Consider the following 20,325-nt stretch of genomic DNA (forward strand, 5'->3'; position numbering starts at 1 on the left):
GTTTTAATCTTGTTTATATGAAACTACGTCTTACTACCACTTTCGTATAAGCCACCTATTTTCTTGACTTACATGAAATCCTGCATCCAGGTCACTTTTGTACAATGGACTCAGAGAATACCCCCAGTGGACGGAGTCATAAATAATATGAGTTCTTAAATGATGTTTGTCCAGTTCTTGTCTCTAACTCTCTTCTTACATCTTCTACTACCTTGTCTTTGAATTCTTCGTAGTTCATCGCCTACCTCCTTCTGAAAGTGAATTGTTTCAGGCTCAAAATGAGCGCAAAAAAGCAGCTACCTCGTTTGAGATAACTGCTCTATGTAAGCTTTTTATTTCAAAAAATTTGGTGTAACTACTCTCAAATTATCCCTCAAGTTGAGGGATAATTTCATCTGGATACAGTTGCATAATTTAGTTTCATTTAAACGTGAGCCTTATTTCTTACATTGTCTAATCCTAAGCTCAATCAATATTTCCAAACTCTGCTTCAATTTCTTCAATCGTTGGCATACTTCCTTTAAATTCTTCTGGAATCAACTTTGATAATTCGTAACTGGATACGCCAATAGGTTGGCTACTTGATTCCAACGCATATTGAGCCTCTACTTTGTCAAGATCTTTACATATCAACAAGCCAACAGTTGGATTATCTTCTTCTGACTTAATCTGGTGATTTACTGCTACAACATATGTGCCAAGCTGTCCAGCATATGAAGAATCAAACTTGCCCGTTTTCACTTCCAAAACTACATAGCAGTGTCGCTTGGTGTTGTAAAAGAGCATATCAATAAACTTCTCAGTATCACCTACTTCAATCCTGACTTCTCGACCCATATATGCAAAGCCTGTACCAAGTTCCATAAGGAACTTCTCGGCCTTGTTTATAAGCGCATCCTTAAGCTCTTTCTCATCATACTTTTCTCTCAATGTTAAGAAATCAAATCTATATGGATCCTTCGTCATAGCCTGCGCAAGATCACTCTGCTCTGCTGGTAATGTTAATGCAAAGTTGGTTACTGCCTTACCTTGTCTCTCATACAGATCAGTATCAAGGAAGTTCAAAAGAACATCCCTTGACCAATTGTTTTCCAATGTTTTCTTCACATAGAACAGTGCCTTTGCGGAATCTCCTTTACACTTATCTATGATAACTTTGTTATGCCCCCAAGGAATAAAAAATATTGCATTTTCCAAATCGTCCCCAGCCTGGGGACGATTTAATTCATTTTCAGAATCGTCCCCAAGTTGAGGACGATTTAATATTTCTGGATACATCTCATAAAAATATCTCATATATTTAAGATTTGTAGGCGAAAACGATTTAATATCTGGAAAGATATCTTTAAGATCCTCACTAATTGTTTTATAAAAGCCAGAACCGTAATTATTCTTCTCGCTCATTCCAACAATATCTCTGCCAAGAGACCAATAGAATCTAAGCATATCGCTATTAGTCTTCACAGCAGCTTTTAGCTGGGTCTGTCTGAAACGCTTTGATACTTCTGTAACCCAGTTTTTATATTCATTATCAATTTTAATAAGGTTGCTCATATCTCGCCTCCAAATATTTCTATCAAGCAAATTCAATTATACAGTATTGACTATATCATGTGTAAAAAAGACAGCTATCTCTTTCGAAATAACTGCCCTTAAATTCAAAAACCCCGGTGAAATTATCACTCCATATTTCTTTCTGCAAGAGGATCGATCAATTCATGTACTTGCCGATAGCTTTTGAATAATACCAACAATGATCTGCGTATGTGTCAGGACAAACAATATCCCTCCTGCCAGAACCGCAAGTATTACTATAAATATGATCAATATTTTCCGAATCGGTTTCTTTTTTTCTCGTTCATTGATTCTTCTCCACATCCTGCCAGTTATTATTATGCAGGATTTCTGCATTTTCCCCAACAAAGACTGCAGCCGCCTCTTCATCTCCTGCAAGCTGATACAGCATCCATGCTGTCATATATCCATCCGAACGCATCAGCATCTGCTCATGCTCAGCGCCAACAGCTCTTGCACGCACCTTTTGCACATCATCAGAAATACTGTTGTAGTTCGATGTAAGTGCTGAAAGCGGGGAAACACCTCCATAGCTTGTTTCAGGATCAGACCCGGAATCGTCCGACTTTCCCGTTCCAGCAACCATAAAATAAGGGATCGTCACTCTAGAGGCGTCATATTCCCAGCCCATGTTTCTGGCAAGTGTTGGATACGCAGCACTTCCGGTAAACATAGCTTTGTAATACGCACCATTTTCATATTTCGTCACTGCGCAGATTGCACCGGCTCCTCCCTGGGAGTATCCGATGATTCCCATGTTATGGTAATCTATTTTTCTTGCAAGAACGCTGTCAGACGGAACATTCAGCATGAAATCTAATGTAATGGATGCTGTCTGACCGTTTCCGGTCTGCCCGTCTTCATTGCCAACCACTACAAAGCCCCATGAAGCAAGCCGCGGAAAGAATGGCTCATAGGATGAAGCAGGCGTTCCGCTGGCATTGACGACCATGATCATCGGCCAAATTTTATCACTGCCTTCCAATTCTGTCGGATACCAGACTCTTACCTTTCCGATGGATTCATTATCAGAGGTAAACTCGGTGTAGCTTGTCTCAAATGAACTTGGATTTGCGTACCGCATCTCCAGTGGTTCATCGGACTGAAAGCGCTCATAATACCCTTCCGTGATGTCATTATTTCCGCCCCCATTTGGAAGCTTCGATTTAATGTAAAAAAATACAGCTATTAGCAGGATGAGTACGACACCCAGCAAAATCAATACAATCTTCATGACCTTTCGCATTCCGACCTCCTACTGTTTCCTATCATTTGAGCAGCTCTAATCCATGACTTTGAACATTCCCGTTCACAGCTGCATAAATCCAATCTGCCACACTGACTTCGGCCTCGAGTTTGTCAAATACATTACTGGATATGATAGTATGCTGCGTATTATGCGTTTCCGGATTCTCACCATATTTCCAAATAAATATGCCAACGCTGAGGATGTTCTTCTGTAATCCATCAACCATCTCCGCAAGATCCTTCTGGAACAGGTCTCCATTTTCCTTGCTTCTTGTCATCGTCCCGGTCCTGATATATGCCTGATACTCCTGCAATGTATCATCACGATAGGAACAGTCAAACAGGATTTTAACGGTATCACCCCGTTTGTTGTATAAAGCGGTAAGACTATCAAGTACCAGATTATCACTAACCAGTCGATCGGCAATTACTGTTGGTGTTTTCCATAATCCGTCAGCCGTCTCATGCCATCCGTCATAGAGAAGCAGTGAACTGTCCACACATACCGTGATATTTTCCGCAGAAGGAAACCTGTCAATCACATCGTCCGCCAAAAGAGATGTCGCAAATCCGCCCGCAGAAAAACCGATTACCAGTAAAGTGTCCGGATTGCCAACATAAGGCATAGCCGCATCCATGAAAGCCGAATAATTGTTATATCCGTTATGATATACCACCCTCTCTTTGCTACCGTCCATGTAATGATACTCGCCTGTTCCGCTGTGAAAATCTCCGGAGGCATATGGCAGAACAAGATAAGTCCAATCACGGAAAGGATTCTCTTCCGAAGTGCTTCCTATTCCTCCGGAAGCAACGAAATCCTGGACTTTTGCTGTCGTAGCAAAAAATTCTTTACCGTGCTCGGAAGTATATCCGTTGATGCTTGCACCACCGCCGAAAAAGTATACCACGACCTTATTCTCAGATCCGAGTCTGATGAGTCCATGCCATTCGCTTCCATCAGAAGATATTGTCCCCTCCGGGGTGATACGATACCACTTGCCAATCTCCGGTTCGCCTTTGAGCTCCGGATGTTTGACAAAAACAGTTTTGCTAAGTATCACTCCTACAATAATCGCTACAATCGCCGCAACCGCAATTATAGTAATGCCGACAATTTTCATGACCTTTTTCATGGTATCCTCCTTGACAAGTTGTTGAAACAAATGTATCATAAACTCACCGACGATACAAGTGTTTCAGCAAAAATGATACATATTTGGGAGGTTTGTTTCATCGCATGAACATGAACAATGAACAAAAAAATACATACGTCAAAAAGCAGATTTTAGCCGCTCTTCTTGATCTCCTAAAGGAAAAGCCGCTCTCCGATATTTCTGTCAGCGAACTAACAAGCAGAGCCGAAATCGGGCGCGTCTCTTTTTACCGCAACTACCAGAATAAAGAGGATATTCTGAAAGAAGAGTCAGACCGTCTCATTAAGGAATGGGGAAGGCTATATGAATCCAACCCCGATTCAACACCGGAGAGTCTATTCCCATCACTATTCGATTTTTACCGTGATCATAGAGAATTTTATACCATTCTCTACAACGCAGGCATGTCCTCCATCATGATGAAAACCATCATCGGCACCATTCAGATACTGCCTGAAATGCCCAATTTTGAAGCATACATGAAATCATTTTGGGCATATGGCATTTACGGCTGGATGCTTGAATGGATCAAACGCGGTATGCATGAAAGCGGCGATGAATTAAAGGCTCTCTTTGCACTTGCTCACCAAGGGAACGAAAACAAAGGTGATGCTTCTTAACATAGCCGTTTTCTATTTTTTCAATGATAGTTCGTATCAGAATCGATCCATATCATCCTGAGATGCCAGAGTGCTGTATGCGCCTTGGTTCTCATCGTTTTGCATTTCCGTGTACATATCATTGATCTCTCCGATATTTTTCACCCACCATCAAACCTGAAAAAAAGCAGCTACCTCGTTTGTTATATAAGGTAATAATTTTATAATCAAACTATGTATAAAGGGGCTGTGAAAAAATGAGATAATCATTTTTTCACAGCCCCTTTTCTTATAATCTTGCTTAAACAAAATCATTTTCCAAATGTATTGCTCGTAATTGCTGCAGCCTTTGCCGCTAAAGTATTTGTAGCTGCATATAGCGAGCCTGTAGGTGCAACAGGGCTCATGAGAACTTTTCCTGTTCCCCTATAAACATTTACAAGCCCTTCTCCACTTACTGCAGATCCAAGGAGCGTCTTGGTAGACCTTTCAACAGTAAAATCAAGGTTTGAAGACCAGCATACAGCAAGATTTCCATCTATCTTCAGAGTATCGTTATTGAGTTCTACCTCTATGAGCTCAGCATATGGGACATTACTCTCAAGAGCTGCAATCCCATTGCCGGAAAGGCTCAAGTTGAAGAGGCCTTCTCCGCCGAGTGCTGCTGATGAAAGATTCTTTCTGGATACAACACTGTTTTTTACTGTTCCAGAGCATGCATAAAACATGCCGTCCTCAATGGTGATGCCAGGTCCCCATGATGCGACATCCACAAGAATGATATATTTGTAGGTAGGTTCAAGAACAAGCCAACCATTTCCAACATATTCCGGCTTTACTGCAGATTCTTTTGTTACAGCTCCTTTTACCATCTTTCCAAAAAGATCACCAACACCTTTAACACCGGATGTAGCCTGAACATTACCAGCCATCCACTGCATAGCACCTGCCTGGATAATCGCAGAGTTGTTACCATCAAGTTCAATAGCAAGCTGCCTTCTGTGTACGCCCATTTTGCTCATGAAATACTCTGTTGTTGCATTTGCAGGAGAAACACTGGCATCCTGCATATACTCCAAAACATGGAAATTGCCCATGTTTGCCACAAATTTTCTGCCTTCGTTTTCAAAATTCCTGATGTTCATTAATTTTTCCTCCTGTGCTGTTGTCTGTTATCTATTCAATAGTTTTGCTTTCTGAGCATCAAATTCTTCCTGCGTTATAACTCCATCATCAAGAAGCTTCTTTAGCTTTTCCAACTCGTCCGCAACAAGATTAGGTGTAGCAGCCTGGATGGATGGGTTATTTTCTTGTATAGGAGTCTGCTGCATTTCCTGCACCGGTGCTTGTGGCATTACCGGAACATTTGGCTGTTGATACTGTGGCTGTTGATATTGTCCAGGATTATAAGCATTAGGCGCTACTCCCTGAGGCTGTTGATAGTATCCGCCTGCCTGCATCTGAGCCGTCTTACGTTTCTTAGAAGAAAGCACAATTACTACCACAATGACAACAATAACAGCAAGCGCAAAGACACAGAGCCCTATAATAAGCCATATGTTGATAAGTACAAATTCAAGATGAATATTCTGATCAGGTCCAAGATTTAGCAGATCCCACTCCAAAGTTTTCCCATCATCAGATACATAAGTAGCGTTGTTAGCTGATGGTTTTACTGGGAGGTTTACAGTTATCTTCATATAACCACCACTCATGGTGAAGTAGTTCTTATATGCAGAAATTTGCTCTCCCTGCTCTCTATCGAACACCTGCCAATCTAAAGTGTACTTTAATCCCTCCTTAGTGAAGTTAATTGAGCTGGCTTCACCGGAAAGCTCAGACTGTGTATCTTCCATTGAGGATCCTAACTCATTGGCCGTTATATCTTTCTTGCTCAGAATATATCCCTTAAAACCGTCCTGATTGTACTCTTCAACTTCCCAACCCTGATCTTTATACTCTTGCATCTGGCTTGAGGTAATTGAGTCCTCATCATAACCATACTCTGACATGTCCATCATTGCATACAGCATTGACACATCTAACTTACCATTGCTCTTAACAGTGACTGTAGTGTTGAATCTCATACAACCAGTAAGAAAGATCATACTAACCAATGCAACCATAAGCGCTCTGAATTTTTTCATGTGCGTTACTCCTTTGCATTTACAATGAATCCAATTACTCATTGAATCTATGATATGCCTCACTTGTCTATGCTAATAATAGCACCGTTAAATCTATAAGAAAAGTGCTAATGTCGGTCGAGACGAGACAAAACGAGTCAATTTCGGTCATGACTTTTGTAATATGGTTGCAATATCACCATCAATACATATACTTCTATCTGCAATTTCCTCTGGGCAGAATGATTCACCATAATTTAAGCAGGCATATACCGCTTTTTCATTTGCCAGCGTCATCTGCCAGAACGGATACTTTATTTGATAGTGCCACCAGTCACTGTGAAGAATAGTTCGCACTGACTGGCACTTTTATCTTGGTATAAAAAAACCAGGTTCATGTGAGCCTGGTTTTTGTCGATTTGTATACGTTTTAATTAATTCTATAGTAAATGAAAAAAGAAATTTTTAACGCTTAGTATAGACATATAATTACAATATGTCTTCAAAAACTTCCGTAATAGCGTCTTTGAGAGTTTCTAAAACATCTGCTGAACGAAGCCAGTCAAGAAACTCTTCTGAAGTCATGGAACTCACTGCGCCATAGATTTTGTCCTTTGTGAGAATTTCAATCTCCGCCCTCTCAAGAATTTCAAAGACTTCTCTTACATGATTGTTTCCTGAAAGAATAACGTTATAAAAAGTCACTGCTGTTCCTTCTGATGCTTTAACCCCCTTTATAGACAATGTGCGTCTTTCTCCGGCGCCTATTAAAGTGATATCATAATCTCTTTTTGCAGGAATAAGTGACAGCTCACCTTCAGAAGCCTTAATAGAAACATCTATTTTTTCCGCCTTTTTATCATATCTGCACTCGAATTTTGTGGTCACATACTTCCCGTCCCTGTAATCCATACTACAGCCATCGTCCTCATATAGAGTATAGCTTCCGTCAGCACCTGCTGCCACTATAAGCTCAAATTTATCAGGACAATCACATCCATTTTCAGCGCTGTCAGGAGCAAGCGGAAGTATCCCACCCGCAGGCATCAGGACCGGAATCTTGGAAATATCCCTGTAAAGTTTCCTCTTTTTACCACCGTTATATACTCTTCCACTTAAAAGGTCTACATATCGGCCGAAAGGAATAATCGCATTGACACAGGATAGTTTCAACTTATCATCAAGTGGCTTTGTTATGGCAGAGACAAAAAGTACATCTCCAAATCCATATTCACATGGAACATTATAGGATTCTTCATTCTCAGAAAAGTCGTAGTACATTGGTCTTATTAGTGGCTTTCCCTCTGCATATGCCCTGTAATTCTCTGTATATAGGTAAGGTACAAGCCTGTGACGAAGTCTCATGAAACTCTTCATAACACTGTGATAGGGCTCAGCTATAACCCAGGGTTCCTTGTTAAGGAAAGGGCTTGCGCTTGAATGAAGCCTCATGATAGGCGAGAAAACTCCGAATTGTATCCACCTGATGAGTCTGTCATTGTCCTTGTCTCCCATCATATGTCCGCCGATATCATGACTCCACCATCCGTATCCGATATTACTTGCAGTGCTGGTAAAGAAGGGCTGAAACTCAAGACTCTTCCAGGAACAGACTGTATCTCCAGAAAAACCTATTGGATATCTGTGGCTTCCGGGACCTGCATACCTTGAAAAAATCATAGGACGTTTATTTCTTTTTTCCTGATCTTTGTAATGATAGTGATTTAAAAGAACAAGAGGGTCTACGTCACCTTTATTTCTACCAGTTCCCTGCTGCCAGTCAATCCACCAAAAGTCCACGCCATCCTTCTCATATGGCTGCATCACCTCTTCAAAGTATGCATCCCTGAATTTCTCATCCCCAAAGTCAAATTCCACAGGCTCTTCCGTTGAAGGGTCCATCCCCATCTTCTTGGCAACAGCAGTGTACTGATCTTCAAATGCCCTGATACCATCTGCGGGATGCAGATTAAGGGTTGTCGCCAATTTATTTTTTTTGAGCATCTTAAGGAATCTCTTATAGTCAGGGAACAGCTCTTTATCCCAGGTATAACCCGTCCAGCCGCTGCCATATTTTGGGTCCACATTTGTCAGATGCCAGTCCATATCTATAACCGCAACAGAAAGAGGTATCTCTTCCTCTTTGAACTTTTCCACAACATTCCCATAACTCTTTTGAGTGTACCTAAAGTATCTGCTCCACCAGTTACCAAGAGCGTATCTGGGGATAAGAGGCGTAGCACCACTCAAAGTATAAAAATCCTTAAGTCCTCCGTAGTAGTCCCTTCCATATCCAAAAAAATAAAAATCTGTCTTGGCTTCTCTTCTTTCAATAAACAGATCAAGCACCTTGTCATATAAAGGGCTGTCTCCGTCATACAATGTAGCAAAGCCCTGCCTGCCAAAAATTCCCGGTCCAAGAAGAGTTCCACCGTCAATGGTATCAAGGGTTCTTACAGTTCCAAAGAGGTTCTGTCCTGAATTGTCATACTGAAAATTGTAGTGGTAACAACTTCCAAAGTTCTTGAGCTCAACAGACAGTCCGTTTGATGTAAAAGGCTTTTCGTCGTACTTAACCAAAAGCTCATCTGTCTCTATAATAAGGAACTGTTCTTCTCTCCTCACATAAGCGCTTACATCCGGAAAATCCCTGTTTATCACCGTCATTGTCAGCATATCTTCAAACTGACCATCTTCACTGTATTCAAAACGAAGGAGCCTGTCTGTAAGAACCGTTATCCTATACTTTTTCCCACTTATTACCTTACTCATAATCAATGCTCCAATTAGTCAACCTTTATGATAAGTGCCGCATTATCGGGCACCTTGATATTCAAATTTTCCTCCGACGAGGTAGCATCAAAGTGTATTCCGAACTCGTCAGTATCTGATACAGCCTTCGCGGCTCCTATCTGCCAGAGAGGTATTTTTATCTCTTTTGCCTGTCTGGATATGATACCAATATACTTGTCAGTCCCCATAAATCTTGCAACTACCAGTATCATGCCATCATCATACAAAACCTTCCTGCCGCCCTTGGCAAAGGCAGGGACCGTCCTCCTTAGCTCTATCATCCTCTTGTACAGGGAAAAGAACTTATCCCGCTCCTTTCCCTTTTTATCCCAGGGCATAGGATATCTACAGCCGGCATCACTTTTGGTGTGTCCGTCAATACCCACTTCATCTCCATAGTAAATACAGGGAATTCCCGTAAATAAAAGATATGACAAAACCACGCCTCTATACCTGTCAAAAGTAATCTCAGGGTAATTATGAACCCTTATCACATCGTGGCTGTCAAAAAGGTTCATCTGGCAGTCAGCAACTGCCTGAGAAAGACATGTATAGTGGTCATCACTTCTTTTCACCACGTCTTTGGCAGTCATGACATACTTCGCCTTCATTATCTCTTTGTTTCTTTCCAAAAAGAGATCCGGAAGCCCTGCAAACTGCCTCACAATACGGCCAAATCCGTAATAGTTCATTGGCGTATTCCAAAGATTCCCCTGAAGATACTCATAACAGTCACCCCAATGCTCTCCAATTATGAAGGCATCTCTTTTCTCCTGCCTTATGGCATCACAAATTTCTCTCCACACGGTATCCGCCACCTGAACGTCGTCGTTTTTGCCAATGACATCCGCGACATCAAAACGCCATCCGTCAATGTTATAGGGTGGACGAAGCCATTTCCTTAGAACGCTGTCATGTCCTCTGTAGATGAGATCTTTAAGTTCTTTGTTCCTGTAATCCATGAAGGGAAGGCTCTTTACTCCGCACCATCCCTTTAAGGAACCGTCAATGTCCTTGAAGTAGAACTCTCTCTTAGTCCTTGTCCACTCATGTTCGTTTCCCGTGTGATTGACAGATATATCAAGGATCAGCTTCATGTCATTTTGATGAAGTGCATCTGAAAGGCTTATAAGAGCCTCATCCCCTCCAAAGTGAGGATCAACATGGAAATAATCTATGCAGTCATATTTGTGAGTTGAGTAGGCTGTAAATATCGGATTTAAATAAATGGCAGTAACACCAAGGTCTTTAAGATACGGAATCTTATCCTGAATCCCCTTTAAGTCACCTCCAAAAAAATCCATGCCATGAGCTTCTTCCACAGCAAGTGGCTCCATGTTCCAGTCAGGCATCTTTTTGCACTTATGTCCAAAGTACTCATACTCCCCGTCCCTTACATCATTTGACAGATCTCCGTTACAGAACCTTTCCGGAAATATCTGGTAAAAGACTGCTCCGTCAACCCACCCCGGCTTAACATAATCGCAGTTTATGACAAAATCATGCCTGTAGTCAGGCACATAGGTCTGAACACCCGCCTGTGTGAAAAAGTAAGCAGCATCTTCTGTCACAAGTACAAAGTGATACTGAAGTCGTGGCTCATTAAGAGTTGTCTTTGCACTGTAGTAATCAAGGCCGCTCTCACTTTTTTCAAACTCCATGGAAACGTAGCTCTCAGCTCCGTTTACCAACCGCCACAACAGAACGTCACAGACAGGCGATCCTTCTAAAAAACTGAGCCTTATTGTGATCTCATCGCCCATCCTGGGTTCAGGATTACTTACATATCCTTCTGTCCCGTCACTATAAATACTCTTGGTCCAATCTCTCATAATAACCTCTTTTACGTATTGTGCTTAGCCCTTAACAGAACCTGAAAGGCCTTCCACATAAAATCTTTGAAGCCAGATGAACAGGATAACTATAGGCACTGCTATAACAACTGCTCCGGCTGCAAACTGGGTATAGTAGGAGTCAATTCTTCTAAAGTCAGTCATCCAGAAAAGACCTACTGCCACAGTGTAAGAACTCTGCCTGTCGCCAAAAAGAAGTCTGGGGAATATGTAGTCTGACCAGGCTCCAAGGAAAGTACCAAGAACCTGATAAACTATTATTGACTTTGACAGCGGAATTGTAATCCTTGTAAAAATCTGAAGTCTTGAAGCACCGTCAATGATGGCAGCTTCGTCAATAGCCTTTGGAATGGTATCAAAATATCCCTTGGTAATGTGATAACCCATGGCAGCTCCGGCTGCCCCTACCACAATAAGAGCGCCAATGCTCTGATTAATTCCAAGCCCCTTTAGGATGTTATAAAGAGCAACCATCGACATAAAGCCCGGGAACATTCCTATAATCATAAGGATATTCATGAAGGGCTTTCTTCCGCTGAACCTTGTACGGCTAAGAACAAATGCTGTACCAAGTACGATCAGTGTATTCAGCACACATCCGCATATTGCAACAATCATGGTGTTGAGCCACCACTTTCCAAAAGGAACTGCCGAGTTGTGGAACAGGTCATAAAAGTTTTTTAAGGTCAAGTGCTTTGGAAAGAAATATCCTACATAATAACCCTGTTCTGCACGAAGTGCTGTAAGTAAAATCCATAAAACCGGAAACATCCAGATAACTCCAAGAATTGAAAGAACTATGTACCCAACATTTTTCTCCGCAACTCTCATGATAAATACAAGGCTCACATAGGCAGTTAAAATGCCGAGCCAGAATCCGATTCCTGCATTCTTTAAAAGAAAGTTTTCTTCAATCCCGCTATTCTCAAGAATAATCTTTGTAGCAAACAGCAGCATGGTCCAGAAAAAAGTTGCACACACCTGAACATACATCCAGGCTTTAACTATCTTTACGCTCGTCTTAAGATATGATGCAATTCCCACAATAAGTGATGCTGTCGTAAATAACACTGCAAGATACAGAAAAAAAGAAATCCCTGCCGAATTTTCTGCTGACAAAACCGAAAATACGGTACTTATCATATTTTTGCCACCTGACTCCTTTCCCGTAAAAGGAAGAAGCATAGCTATAAAACTGAGCACAGTGGCAATAAGAGCCCTCATGAAAAATGTAAGATTAAGCCCTATAACTGTTCTATTATTCATTATTGGAAGCCCTCCTCATTCTTCATTGATCCTGATCTTTGGAATGTTATCAGTGTAAATGCCGCTGAAATAATAAAAATAAGAATACCGATAGTAGCTGCCAGGTTGTAGTCGTTGGTATCTGCTGTCAGCTTGTATAACCACGTAACAAGAAGGTCAGTCTTTCCTGCGCCTTTGTAATAGTCGAGAGTCATAGGCCCACCTCCTGTCAGGAAGTAAATTGCACTGAAGTTATTAAAGTTACCGATAAGGTTTGCAATAACATACGGAGTTGTAACAAACCACATATAAGGGAATGTTATCTTCCTGAATATAACAAACGGATTTGCGCCGTCGATTCTGGCGCTCTCATAAAGTTCCCCGGGAATGTTCATCAAAATACCGCTAACCATCAGCATAGTTACAGGCACTCCGATCCAGAAATTTACAAGAATGACCGAAATTCTGGCAAAAGAAGTCTGTGTAAGGAAAGGTACTGCCGCATCGGTCCATCCCCATTTCTGAATGAGCACGTTGAAAATTCCCTTTTCGCCCAGCATTGTTCCAACTACCTTAAGTGAAATAAATGATGGAATTCCCATAGTTACAACAAAGATTGTTCTCCAGAATTTCTTTAATCTGATACCTTTTGAATTGATTATCATTGCAAGGATCATTCCGCCAAAGTAACAACTGAAGGTTGCAAAAATGCCCCAGATAAAGGTCCAACCAAGCACCGGCCAGAAGGTCTGTGAAAGCTTGTCACTGGATAAAAGAAGCGTCCTGAAGTTATCAAGCTGCACCCAGTCAAACAAATGTCCCGGCGGCTGATGTTCGTTGTCGTAGTTTGTAAACGCCATAAGTATCATGTAAATCAGTGGCGTAAATGTAAATATCAAAAGTCCTACTACCGGTATTGCAAGAAGCAGGAAATGAATATTCTCGTTGGTTAATGACTTAACATCTTCAAAAAAGTTATTAACGTGATGTCCATGGTCATGGTTAAATCTGGCATTTTCTCCTGAATAAACAGAAAACAGCCATATGGCCAAAAAACAAATGGTAACTACAATTGCGACTACTCCTGTAAGAAGGATGATCATAGAGTTGTCGCCCTGCTGCATCTCATAAATGCCAATTGCCTCATTAAATGCCATCCCCTGTTCATGTTCGCCCAGGGTTGTAAGATTATGCAAAAGATTTATGCCTTTTGTAAATAAAAAGACTAAATAACATACTTCCAGTAAGAGAAACAAAAGTCCTTTTGCCACCTGTCCATACCTGATATTTGCAAGTCCGCAAAAGATATAGCTAAGTTTTGAAAAGATGTCGCCCTTCGTAAAAATCGAGATGAAATTTCTGCGCTTATACTCTCTATCCATATTAAGCTCCCTAAATAATAATATCGGGGGCGCCATAGCGCCCCGATACAAACTATAGTAAGCATCAAAAGAATTTGCTGTTTACTATAATACAGACTTACTCTGCAAGTGTTCCTGTGATGCTGTCTACCAGTGCATCAAGTTTTTCCTGAACGTTGGCTTTTGTAATCTCGCCTGAAACAACGCCCTCACCAAATGCCTGTGCAGGTGTCCAGTAGTCACCCATCTTGGAAATAGAAGGCTGGTTAGTAGCCTTTGAAGCCTGGGCATTAAGCGCTGCTGCAACCTCATCACTTACTATTTCATCTGATGCTGCAAGTGAATTAAGTACAGGAACATCGCCCTGATTCTGGTATCTGACAAGGCTATTCTCCGGATTTGCAAGATAAACAGCAAGCTGCTGTGCTGCAAGAGGAAAAGCTGTATTGGACTTAACTGTAATTGTCTTAAAATCTACAAAATTTGAAAGCTGTACGTCATTGCCTCCGATATTTGCTGTAGGAAGCGCTACTGCACCGAGCTTATCACCAAGTGATTCTCTATAAGAAGAAACACTCCATGCACCATCTGTTATAGCTGCAAGATTGCCATTTTTGAACTCTGCTCCGCCTACTCCGTCCTTGTTCTCAAGGTATTTTGGATTACCAACAAGATCAATGATGTACTCAGCTGCTGCAAGTCCTGTCTCATCATTCCATGAGCACTCTGAAGGATCTGTTCCGTCAGGTCCAAAAAGGGTACAGCCTGCTCCAAGGAAAAAGCTCTCGATGTACCAGGAGTTTGTTATGTTTGTACTAAAGTTGTAATCAACACCTGTATCCTTGGAAAGAATGGTCTCAAGACTCTTAACATCATCCTCTGTGAGAAGATCCTTGTTATAGTACATAAAGTATGTGTTAGGTGAAAAAGGAACTGCATATGTAAGGCCATCAACTGTAACGGCTGTAAGTGCACTCTCAGGAAGGTCAGATGCAATTGTCTCAAAATCCTTGGTGAGTGGAAGAAGAAGTCCCTTGTTAACAAGGTCAGCAACTCCGCCCGAAGGAGTATAAAAAATATCAGCTGCTGTGTCAGGATCTGTACCAAGCTGCTGTGGAGCTTCATCAATACCTACTACAGCAATCTCGTAAGTGATGTTGAACTCATCATGAAGATCATCAAATGCTTTTACAGCTGCATCTGTGTCTTCAACCGCCTCTTCAGGAACCCATATCTTCAAAGTAACGTCCTGAGCTTCTACCGGAGCAGCCACTGCTGTATCAGTCTGTGTTGCTGTTCCGGCATCTGTAGAAGTTGCAACCGCGCCACCCTGCGCACTGTCTCCACATCCTACAAGTGCAGAAGCTGTCAATACTCCGCTCAATAGTATTGCGCTTAACTTTTTCATTTTCATTTTGAAATCCTCCTATTTCTGACATTCATCTTTTTTTACCATTCCCCAATGCACTGGAATTCGTATTTATAGGTTAATCGCTTTACCTATACTATAAATTAACAGCTTTCCAAGGTCAATCCCCGGAAAGCTGTTTCTATGTTTTGTATAAAAAAAGTGGTTAACAAAAGGTTAACGAATATTTACTGCTCTAATAGATTACGAACAGAAAAACGCTCTGCGACTCTTATTGACAGTCTTTCATCCGCCACAAGGTCCTTTTCACCATTGATCATGCGCAGAAGATATTCCCATGCCTTGTCAGCCTTGAGATCAAAGTTCTGGGCGACCGATGTAAGTTTCGGAGTCATGTACTCACAGTTAGGCAGATTGTCAAATCCCACAACTGACACATCATAAGGAACACGTATTCCACACTGTGATAAACCTTCAATAACTCCAAAAGCAACAATATCAGACATACAGGAAACAGCGGTGTAGCCTCCACTGGAAAAACCAATATTCTGTCCCACTTCCACCGCATTAATATATGTTGTGTCGGTATAAAAGATACTACTCTCCCCAAACTCAACTCCGCTCTCTTTGCACGCGACAGAAAATCCTTTAAACCTCTCTTTTATGACTCCATCAGTATCAAATTTGGGAGTTACAAGCGCAAGCTTTTTATGACCTTTACCTATAAGATATTTTGCCGAAAGGTAGCCACCTCTGTAATCTTCAATTCCAACGTTAACTATATTTTCACCTTTTGCATAGGTATCAATAAATACCACAGGAGCATCAACATGCTTTTTGATTTCTTTAACCTCATCAGGAAATATACCAAGAAAAAAAGCTCCGTCTACATTCCAGGAAGATAAAATTGATGTAATATCTTTTGGATCATGCACACATCTTATCATCAGATAATAATCAGCATTACGGACACATCTCTCAATAGCCGCTATGATGTGCGCATTGTAAGGATTGGTGAAAAAATCTTCATCCTTGCCCATATATGGAACCACAAGACCTATTATCCTACTCTCCTTTTTGGCAAGAGACCTTGCCATTGCATTTGGTTTATAATTGGTTTCCTTGATTATATCGTTAACCTTTTTTATGGTCTCCTTGGAAACCTTATGGTTGTTGCCGTTAATGACATTAGAAACTGTAGCACTACTGACTCCTGCTCTCTTTGCTATTTCTTTTAAATTCATTCTTACTCCTCTTGGGACAGGATAGTTTTACTTATTCCCAATAATATAAAACTCATGAAACGCGATGATATCGCGTTAAGCGATTAACCTCTCTCCACTATACAGAAAAAAAAGCCCTTTTGCAAGAGCTCTTTTCCTCACACCTCTACTCTATAATTCGTACTCTTCCGGGTTTTCTCGGTTTGCTGACAGGTTGCTCCCCGTCGATATAACCAAGGATCACAAACCCCTGACATATATAATTATCGGGGACTCCCCATTCTTTCATGAGTGCCCGGCCTTCTTCACTATCAAACGTCTCTTCACCCCTGGAGATGATACAGGACGCAATACTCAGTTCCGTAGCCTGCAGCACGATATTTTCGGCCATGCAGAAAGCATCTGCGGTCTTAAACATGAAATTCCCCTGTGAAAAGATTGCAATCACTGTAGGCGCTCCATTTCATCCGTAAGCTGAAAACAAAAGCTTTCCGGGAAACGCTTTATATTACGCTTCCTAGCCCTGTTTAATGCACCTGTTTCGACGCCAAAATATACAGCTATGTCACTATCAAGCATAACTCTTATGCCACGAACCTCGAAAATCTGCTCTTTAACTGCCTCTTTATCAATTGGCTCGAATGAAATTAGTTCATTTGTCCCCATATTTTCTCCATTTACATCGAGATGCCAAATTGGCATCTCGATGTAATCCACATAAAATCAGCTTTCATTTTATAACAAGTTCATAACTTTTACTATAGTAATACCCATCTTTATAAAACAATTTTCTTGTAGTTATTCTATAGCTCAGGCTGATAGCTTTTCTTATGGGTTTGAGAGATATCTCTGTGGTCTTTTCTACGTTCATTACTGAGCTCACGCTCTTCATTTTCCTTGTTGAAATCAATGACTTCAACACAGGCAAGATCTCCCACCTCTTTCTGGAGCAATCCTTTCAAACTCGTTCTTTTCTCAAAAAGAGATGTCATTTCATCATTCCACTTCTTTGGCTCTATCTTCTCACCTTTGGGAACTATTTTTCGAAACTCCTTTAACTGAGCAGGATACCCTTCCAGCATGGTTTTGTTTTCCCTATCATATTTCCACTGTTGATTGTAAAGTAAAATTGCCCCCCACTTTTACACTTAAATCTGACCCACCCTTGGATTCGCCAATGCGATTTTAGGGGCGGGTCAGTTTTGTTTATAAATCTCGATTTTTACACTGTGAATTGACCCACCTTTTAATGAGTTACCAGTGTGTATCCAGCTTCGATAAGTGCTGTTTTGTCTATGATCATTGTCTTGCTTATTGTATCCATGACAACGTATCTGCTAAGTTCTAGAAGCCTGTCCCCAATAAGCTCTTTAACAAGTTTTTCCATTGCTTCTGCTTTAGGGGCGTTCCTTTCTGTTTTATCCTCGCATATATGCTGTGGCTTTACTGGTGAACAAAGCTCATCAATCGACATAAATAGGCTTTCGCCAGCTTTCTCGCATTGTGCGGCACAAAATCTGTCTGTAGCTTCGTTATATCCCAGATAATCTATGTTTTTCATCCTGTCCAGAGTTGACCACGGATACTTTATTCCAAATGACTCTCGGAGCTTTTGATAAAGAGCATCTTTGCCGCCACTATTGTATATTTCTGCAAGTTCCGGAAGATTTCTATCTTTTATTTTAACCATGACAGTTCTCCTCGGAAGCTTACCCATTTCCGCTTCTGCCCATTTATCAAATGCTCTGGACAGCGCACGACCTTCTTCCATCAGAGTTTCAGCCTCTTCAATGAGGTTATGTCTCTGGAGGACCTTTTCATATACATCTGTTTTGTAAAGTAGTTCATCGAGACGCTTTTTCAGGCTTTTAATAGTGTCTTCGCCTCTTAGTTCAGCAAGATATTCTTCCTTATCCTCATCGCTCAGTATGCTAAGAGTATCACGGATATCCTGTTCTTCTCTGTATACGTCAAGAAAATCAATGTAGTTTCCATGACCATCTTCGGCATTACATGTGTTCTCATGAACACAGTTACCGGCTGCAACCCATTCATGAAGAGCGTTTCTTTCAGTTTCATTCATCTGTGTTTTTTTTCATATGTATTCAGCTCATCCTGCAGGAATCGCTGCCTATCGCTTGTTAAGTTCATTTTTCTGCACCTTTCTGTTTTTTAACACTTATTTTTGACCCTTTGACACGGTAACTGTCTCCCGTTATACTAAGCACATGGCAGTGATGCAGCAGGCGGTCAAGTATTGCAGTTGCCGCAAGCTGTCCGGTAAATACTTCATCCCATCTGCCCATTGGTAGATTAGTGGTGATAATGAGGGAGCTTTTTTCGTATCGTTGACGGATGATCTGGAAAAACAGGCTCTCTCTTTCTTTGTCCATTTTTATGTATGAAAGCTCATCTATGATCAGGAGTTCAATGCGGTTCAGCTTATCAAGCATCTGTTGTAAATTCCCAGCAAGCATCTCATCATAAAGTCTGTCGACAAGCTCTTTTGCATTAACAAAAAGGACTTTCCTTCCTTCTCTGCAGGCATTACGACCTATTCCTGTAGCAATCATGCTCTTACCAACTCCGGGCGGCCCTATGATTATGATATTCTCACGATTGTTCAGAAATGTAAGCTTTCCGAGTTCATCAATCTTATCCTTATCAAGAGACGGATTAAAGCTGTAATCAATGTCCTCAAGAGAAGATGCACTATCAAAACCAGCTTTAACAATAAGCTTCTCTGTCCTACGGCTTGTCTTTCCACTATCTTCAAGTTCCAATAGTCTTAAAAGAAAATCAATATATCCCAGCGATTCATGCTCTGCTTCTTGAATGATATCTCTGTATTGAGTGCGCATATCTACAAGCTTGAACTGCTTCATCTTTGCTTCTATGTATGCGCTTTTATGTTCTGTATCGTTAAGCATTCAGAACCTCCTTCGCATAGTTATCATAGTAGCTGCAGTTTCTTGTAAGTTCAGAAGAAGGCGTTTTGTTCCATACAGATATCAATGGACTCACGGATTTCCTCACGATAGCTTTTCCGCTGAGGATAAACAGTGCGCTTGCTTCGTTCACTTGGTTTCCTTGGAGTTATGACGGAGAGACTATTTTCAAGACAGCCAATGTCACTGACTTTTTGGAGTGCTATTCCTGATAAGTGAAAATCTCTGAATTTCCTGTTACAGTCAAGGTTCGTGGACTTGTGTAGGCTAAGCCCCCAGCGCCTTACTACATTACTGTAGTAGATTTCCGAGGACTCGCCCCGAAACCGGACTTACAACTCGTCGCTGTATCCGGCTTCCCATCTATTTCTCAGCTTACTTATGAATGTATCATCTCATGACATTGCGGACAGACAACCAAGGTTTTCCTGTTGATTTTAATCATATGGGCGTTCCATGGTATATTGCTGTCCAAATCCTTTAAAGTTCTGACCTGATGTAGTCCCGCATTTTAGCATTCTATCCGACCGCAAATAAGCGGTGAATTAATTTCTGAATATCTGTTTTTTATCTATATCAAAGTGCTGTGTATTACAGCACTCTTTTTTCGTATACTTAAGATAGTAGTTTCCTATAAAACAAAGAGGAAGAGCCACATCCTGCAAGACACGCTCTTCCTCCTATGCATGTAATCAATACTGATATACATCACACAATGCTATGATACGGAAGAACCTGATAAATAGCAACCTCATTGTAATAAAAAAATCCGGAGAGGTACTCTTTCAGGAGTACATGTCTTCTTTTTGTCCTGACAGAGAACAGTGC

The 20,325-nt window shown here is 41.1% G+C and carries 18 protein-coding genes and 1 pseudogene; 1 reads left to right on the plus strand and 18 read right to left on the minus strand.

Going from position 1 to position 20,325, the window contains the following annotated elements; all coding sequences use genetic code 11:
* Positions 1–465: 465 nt before the first annotated feature.
* The 3 genes from BM086_RS15875 to BM086_RS15885 all read right to left on the minus strand — a co-directional run bounded on the left by BM086_RS15875 (position 466) and on the right by BM086_RS15885 (position 3,959).
* The gene (locus BM086_RS15875) at positions 466–1,554 is read right to left on the minus strand and encodes a PDDEXK nuclease domain-containing protein (protein ID WP_092329197.1); all 1,089 of its coding nucleotides are present in this window, start codon (positions 1,552–1,554) and stop codon (positions 466–468) included.
* Between the two features lie 304 nt (positions 1,555–1,858).
* Positions 1,859–2,821 carry a poly(ethylene terephthalate) hydrolase family protein gene (locus tag BM086_RS15880; RefSeq protein ID WP_092329201.1) on the minus strand — a complete coding sequence of 321 codons (963 nt, stop codon included), beginning with the start codon at positions 2,819–2,821 and terminating at the stop codon, positions 1,859–1,861.
* Between the two features lie 22 nt (positions 2,822–2,843).
* Positions 2,844–3,959, minus strand: coding sequence for a pectin acetylesterase-family hydrolase (locus BM086_RS15885; protein WP_092329206.1), 1,116 nt, complete (start codon positions 3,957–3,959; stop codon positions 2,844–2,846).
* 104 nt (positions 3,960–4,063) lie between these two features.
* On the opposite strand from BM086_RS15885, the gene BM086_RS15890 reads away from it, so the two are divergent.
* Entirely contained in the window at positions 4,064–4,600 is a 537-nt protein-coding gene (locus tag BM086_RS15890) for a TetR/AcrR family transcriptional regulator (RefSeq protein ID WP_092329209.1), read from the plus strand.
* Between the two features lie 290 nt (positions 4,601–4,890).
* Here the strand turns inward: BM086_RS15890 and BM086_RS15895 are convergent, their stop codons facing one another.
* From BM086_RS15895 to BM086_RS21815, 15 genes and pseudogenes are all read right to left on the minus strand, one after another.
* Positions 4,891–5,724: an AIM24 family protein gene (locus BM086_RS15895; protein WP_092329213.1), complete on the minus strand. Its 834-nt coding sequence runs from the start codon at positions 5,722–5,724 to the stop codon at positions 4,891–4,893.
* A gap of 27 nt (positions 5,725–5,751) precedes the next feature.
* Positions 5,752–6,726, minus strand: coding sequence for an LppM family (lipo)protein (locus BM086_RS21285; RefSeq protein WP_242952239.1), 975 nt, complete (start codon positions 6,724–6,726; stop codon positions 5,752–5,754).
* 147 nt (positions 6,727–6,873) lie between these two features.
* The gene (locus BM086_RS21070) at positions 6,874–7,062 is read right to left on the minus strand and encodes a hypothetical protein (protein WP_175560312.1); all 189 of its coding nucleotides are present in this window, start codon (positions 7,060–7,062) and stop codon (positions 6,874–6,876) included.
* A 132-nt stretch (positions 7,063–7,194) separates the two neighbouring features.
* Entirely contained in the window at positions 7,195–9,477 is a 2,283-nt protein-coding gene (locus tag BM086_RS15905) for a glycoside hydrolase family 31 protein (RefSeq protein ID WP_092329222.1), read from the minus strand.
* Positions 9,478–9,491: 14 nt separating this feature from the next.
* A complete protein-coding gene (locus BM086_RS15910) occupies positions 9,492–11,330 on the minus strand; it encodes an alpha amylase N-terminal ig-like domain-containing protein (RefSeq protein WP_092329227.1) in 1,839 nt (612 codons plus the stop codon).
* Between the two features lie 24 nt (positions 11,331–11,354).
* Positions 11,355–12,617: a sugar ABC transporter permease gene (locus BM086_RS15915; RefSeq protein WP_092329232.1), complete on the minus strand. Its 1,263-nt coding sequence runs from the start codon at positions 12,615–12,617 to the stop codon at positions 11,355–11,357.
* A complete protein-coding gene (locus BM086_RS15920; protein ID WP_092329237.1) occupies positions 12,617–13,978 on the minus strand; it encodes a carbohydrate ABC transporter permease in 1,362 nt (453 codons plus the stop codon). The genes BM086_RS15915 and BM086_RS15920 overlap by 1 nt, the downstream gene beginning before the upstream one ends.
* 97 nt (positions 13,979–14,075) lie before the next feature.
* Positions 14,076–15,371: an extracellular solute-binding protein gene (locus tag BM086_RS15925; protein WP_092329240.1), complete on the minus strand. Its 1,296-nt coding sequence runs from the start codon at positions 15,369–15,371 to the stop codon at positions 14,076–14,078.
* A 182-nt stretch (positions 15,372–15,553) separates the two neighbouring features.
* The gene (locus BM086_RS15930) at positions 15,554–16,570 is read right to left on the minus strand and encodes a LacI family DNA-binding transcriptional regulator (RefSeq protein ID WP_092329244.1); all 1,017 of its coding nucleotides are present in this window, start codon (positions 16,568–16,570) and stop codon (positions 15,554–15,556) included.
* 145 nt (positions 16,571–16,715) lie between these two features.
* Positions 16,716–16,967 carry a nitroreductase family protein gene (locus tag BM086_RS15935; protein ID WP_141107765.1) on the minus strand — a complete coding sequence of 84 codons (252 nt, stop codon included), beginning with the start codon at positions 16,965–16,967 and terminating at the stop codon, positions 16,716–16,718.
* 26 nt (positions 16,968–16,993) lie between these two features.
* Positions 16,994–17,215, minus strand: a complete 222-nt coding sequence (locus BM086_RS15940; RefSeq protein ID WP_242952240.1) for an ORF6N domain-containing protein — start codon at positions 17,213–17,215, stop codon at positions 16,994–16,996.
* A gap of 137 nt (positions 17,216–17,352) precedes the next feature.
* Positions 17,353–17,631, minus strand: coding sequence for a hypothetical protein (locus BM086_RS15945; protein ID WP_092329253.1), 279 nt, complete (start codon positions 17,629–17,631; stop codon positions 17,353–17,355).
* A 164-nt stretch (positions 17,632–17,795) separates the two neighbouring features.
* Positions 17,796–18,632: a hypothetical protein gene (locus BM086_RS15950; protein WP_092329257.1), complete on the minus strand. Its 837-nt coding sequence runs from the start codon at positions 18,630–18,632 to the stop codon at positions 17,796–17,798.
* Positions 18,633–18,696: 64 nt separating this feature from the next.
* Complete coding sequence (gene istB / locus BM086_RS15955; RefSeq protein ID WP_092329262.1) at positions 18,697–19,479, minus strand: IS21-like element helper ATPase IstB; 783 nt, start codon at positions 19,477–19,479, stop codon at positions 18,697–18,699.
* Between the two features lie 397 nt (positions 19,480–19,876).
* Positions 19,877–19,987, minus strand: a pseudogene (locus tag BM086_RS21815) (HNH endonuclease); the annotation flags it as partial.
* Positions 19,988–20,325: the final 338 nt, after the last annotated feature.

Origin of the sequence: Butyrivibrio sp. YAB3001 (genome assembly GCF_900112195.1) — a bacterium.
Lineage (GTDB): Bacteria > Bacillota > Clostridia > Lachnospirales > Lachnospiraceae > Butyrivibrio.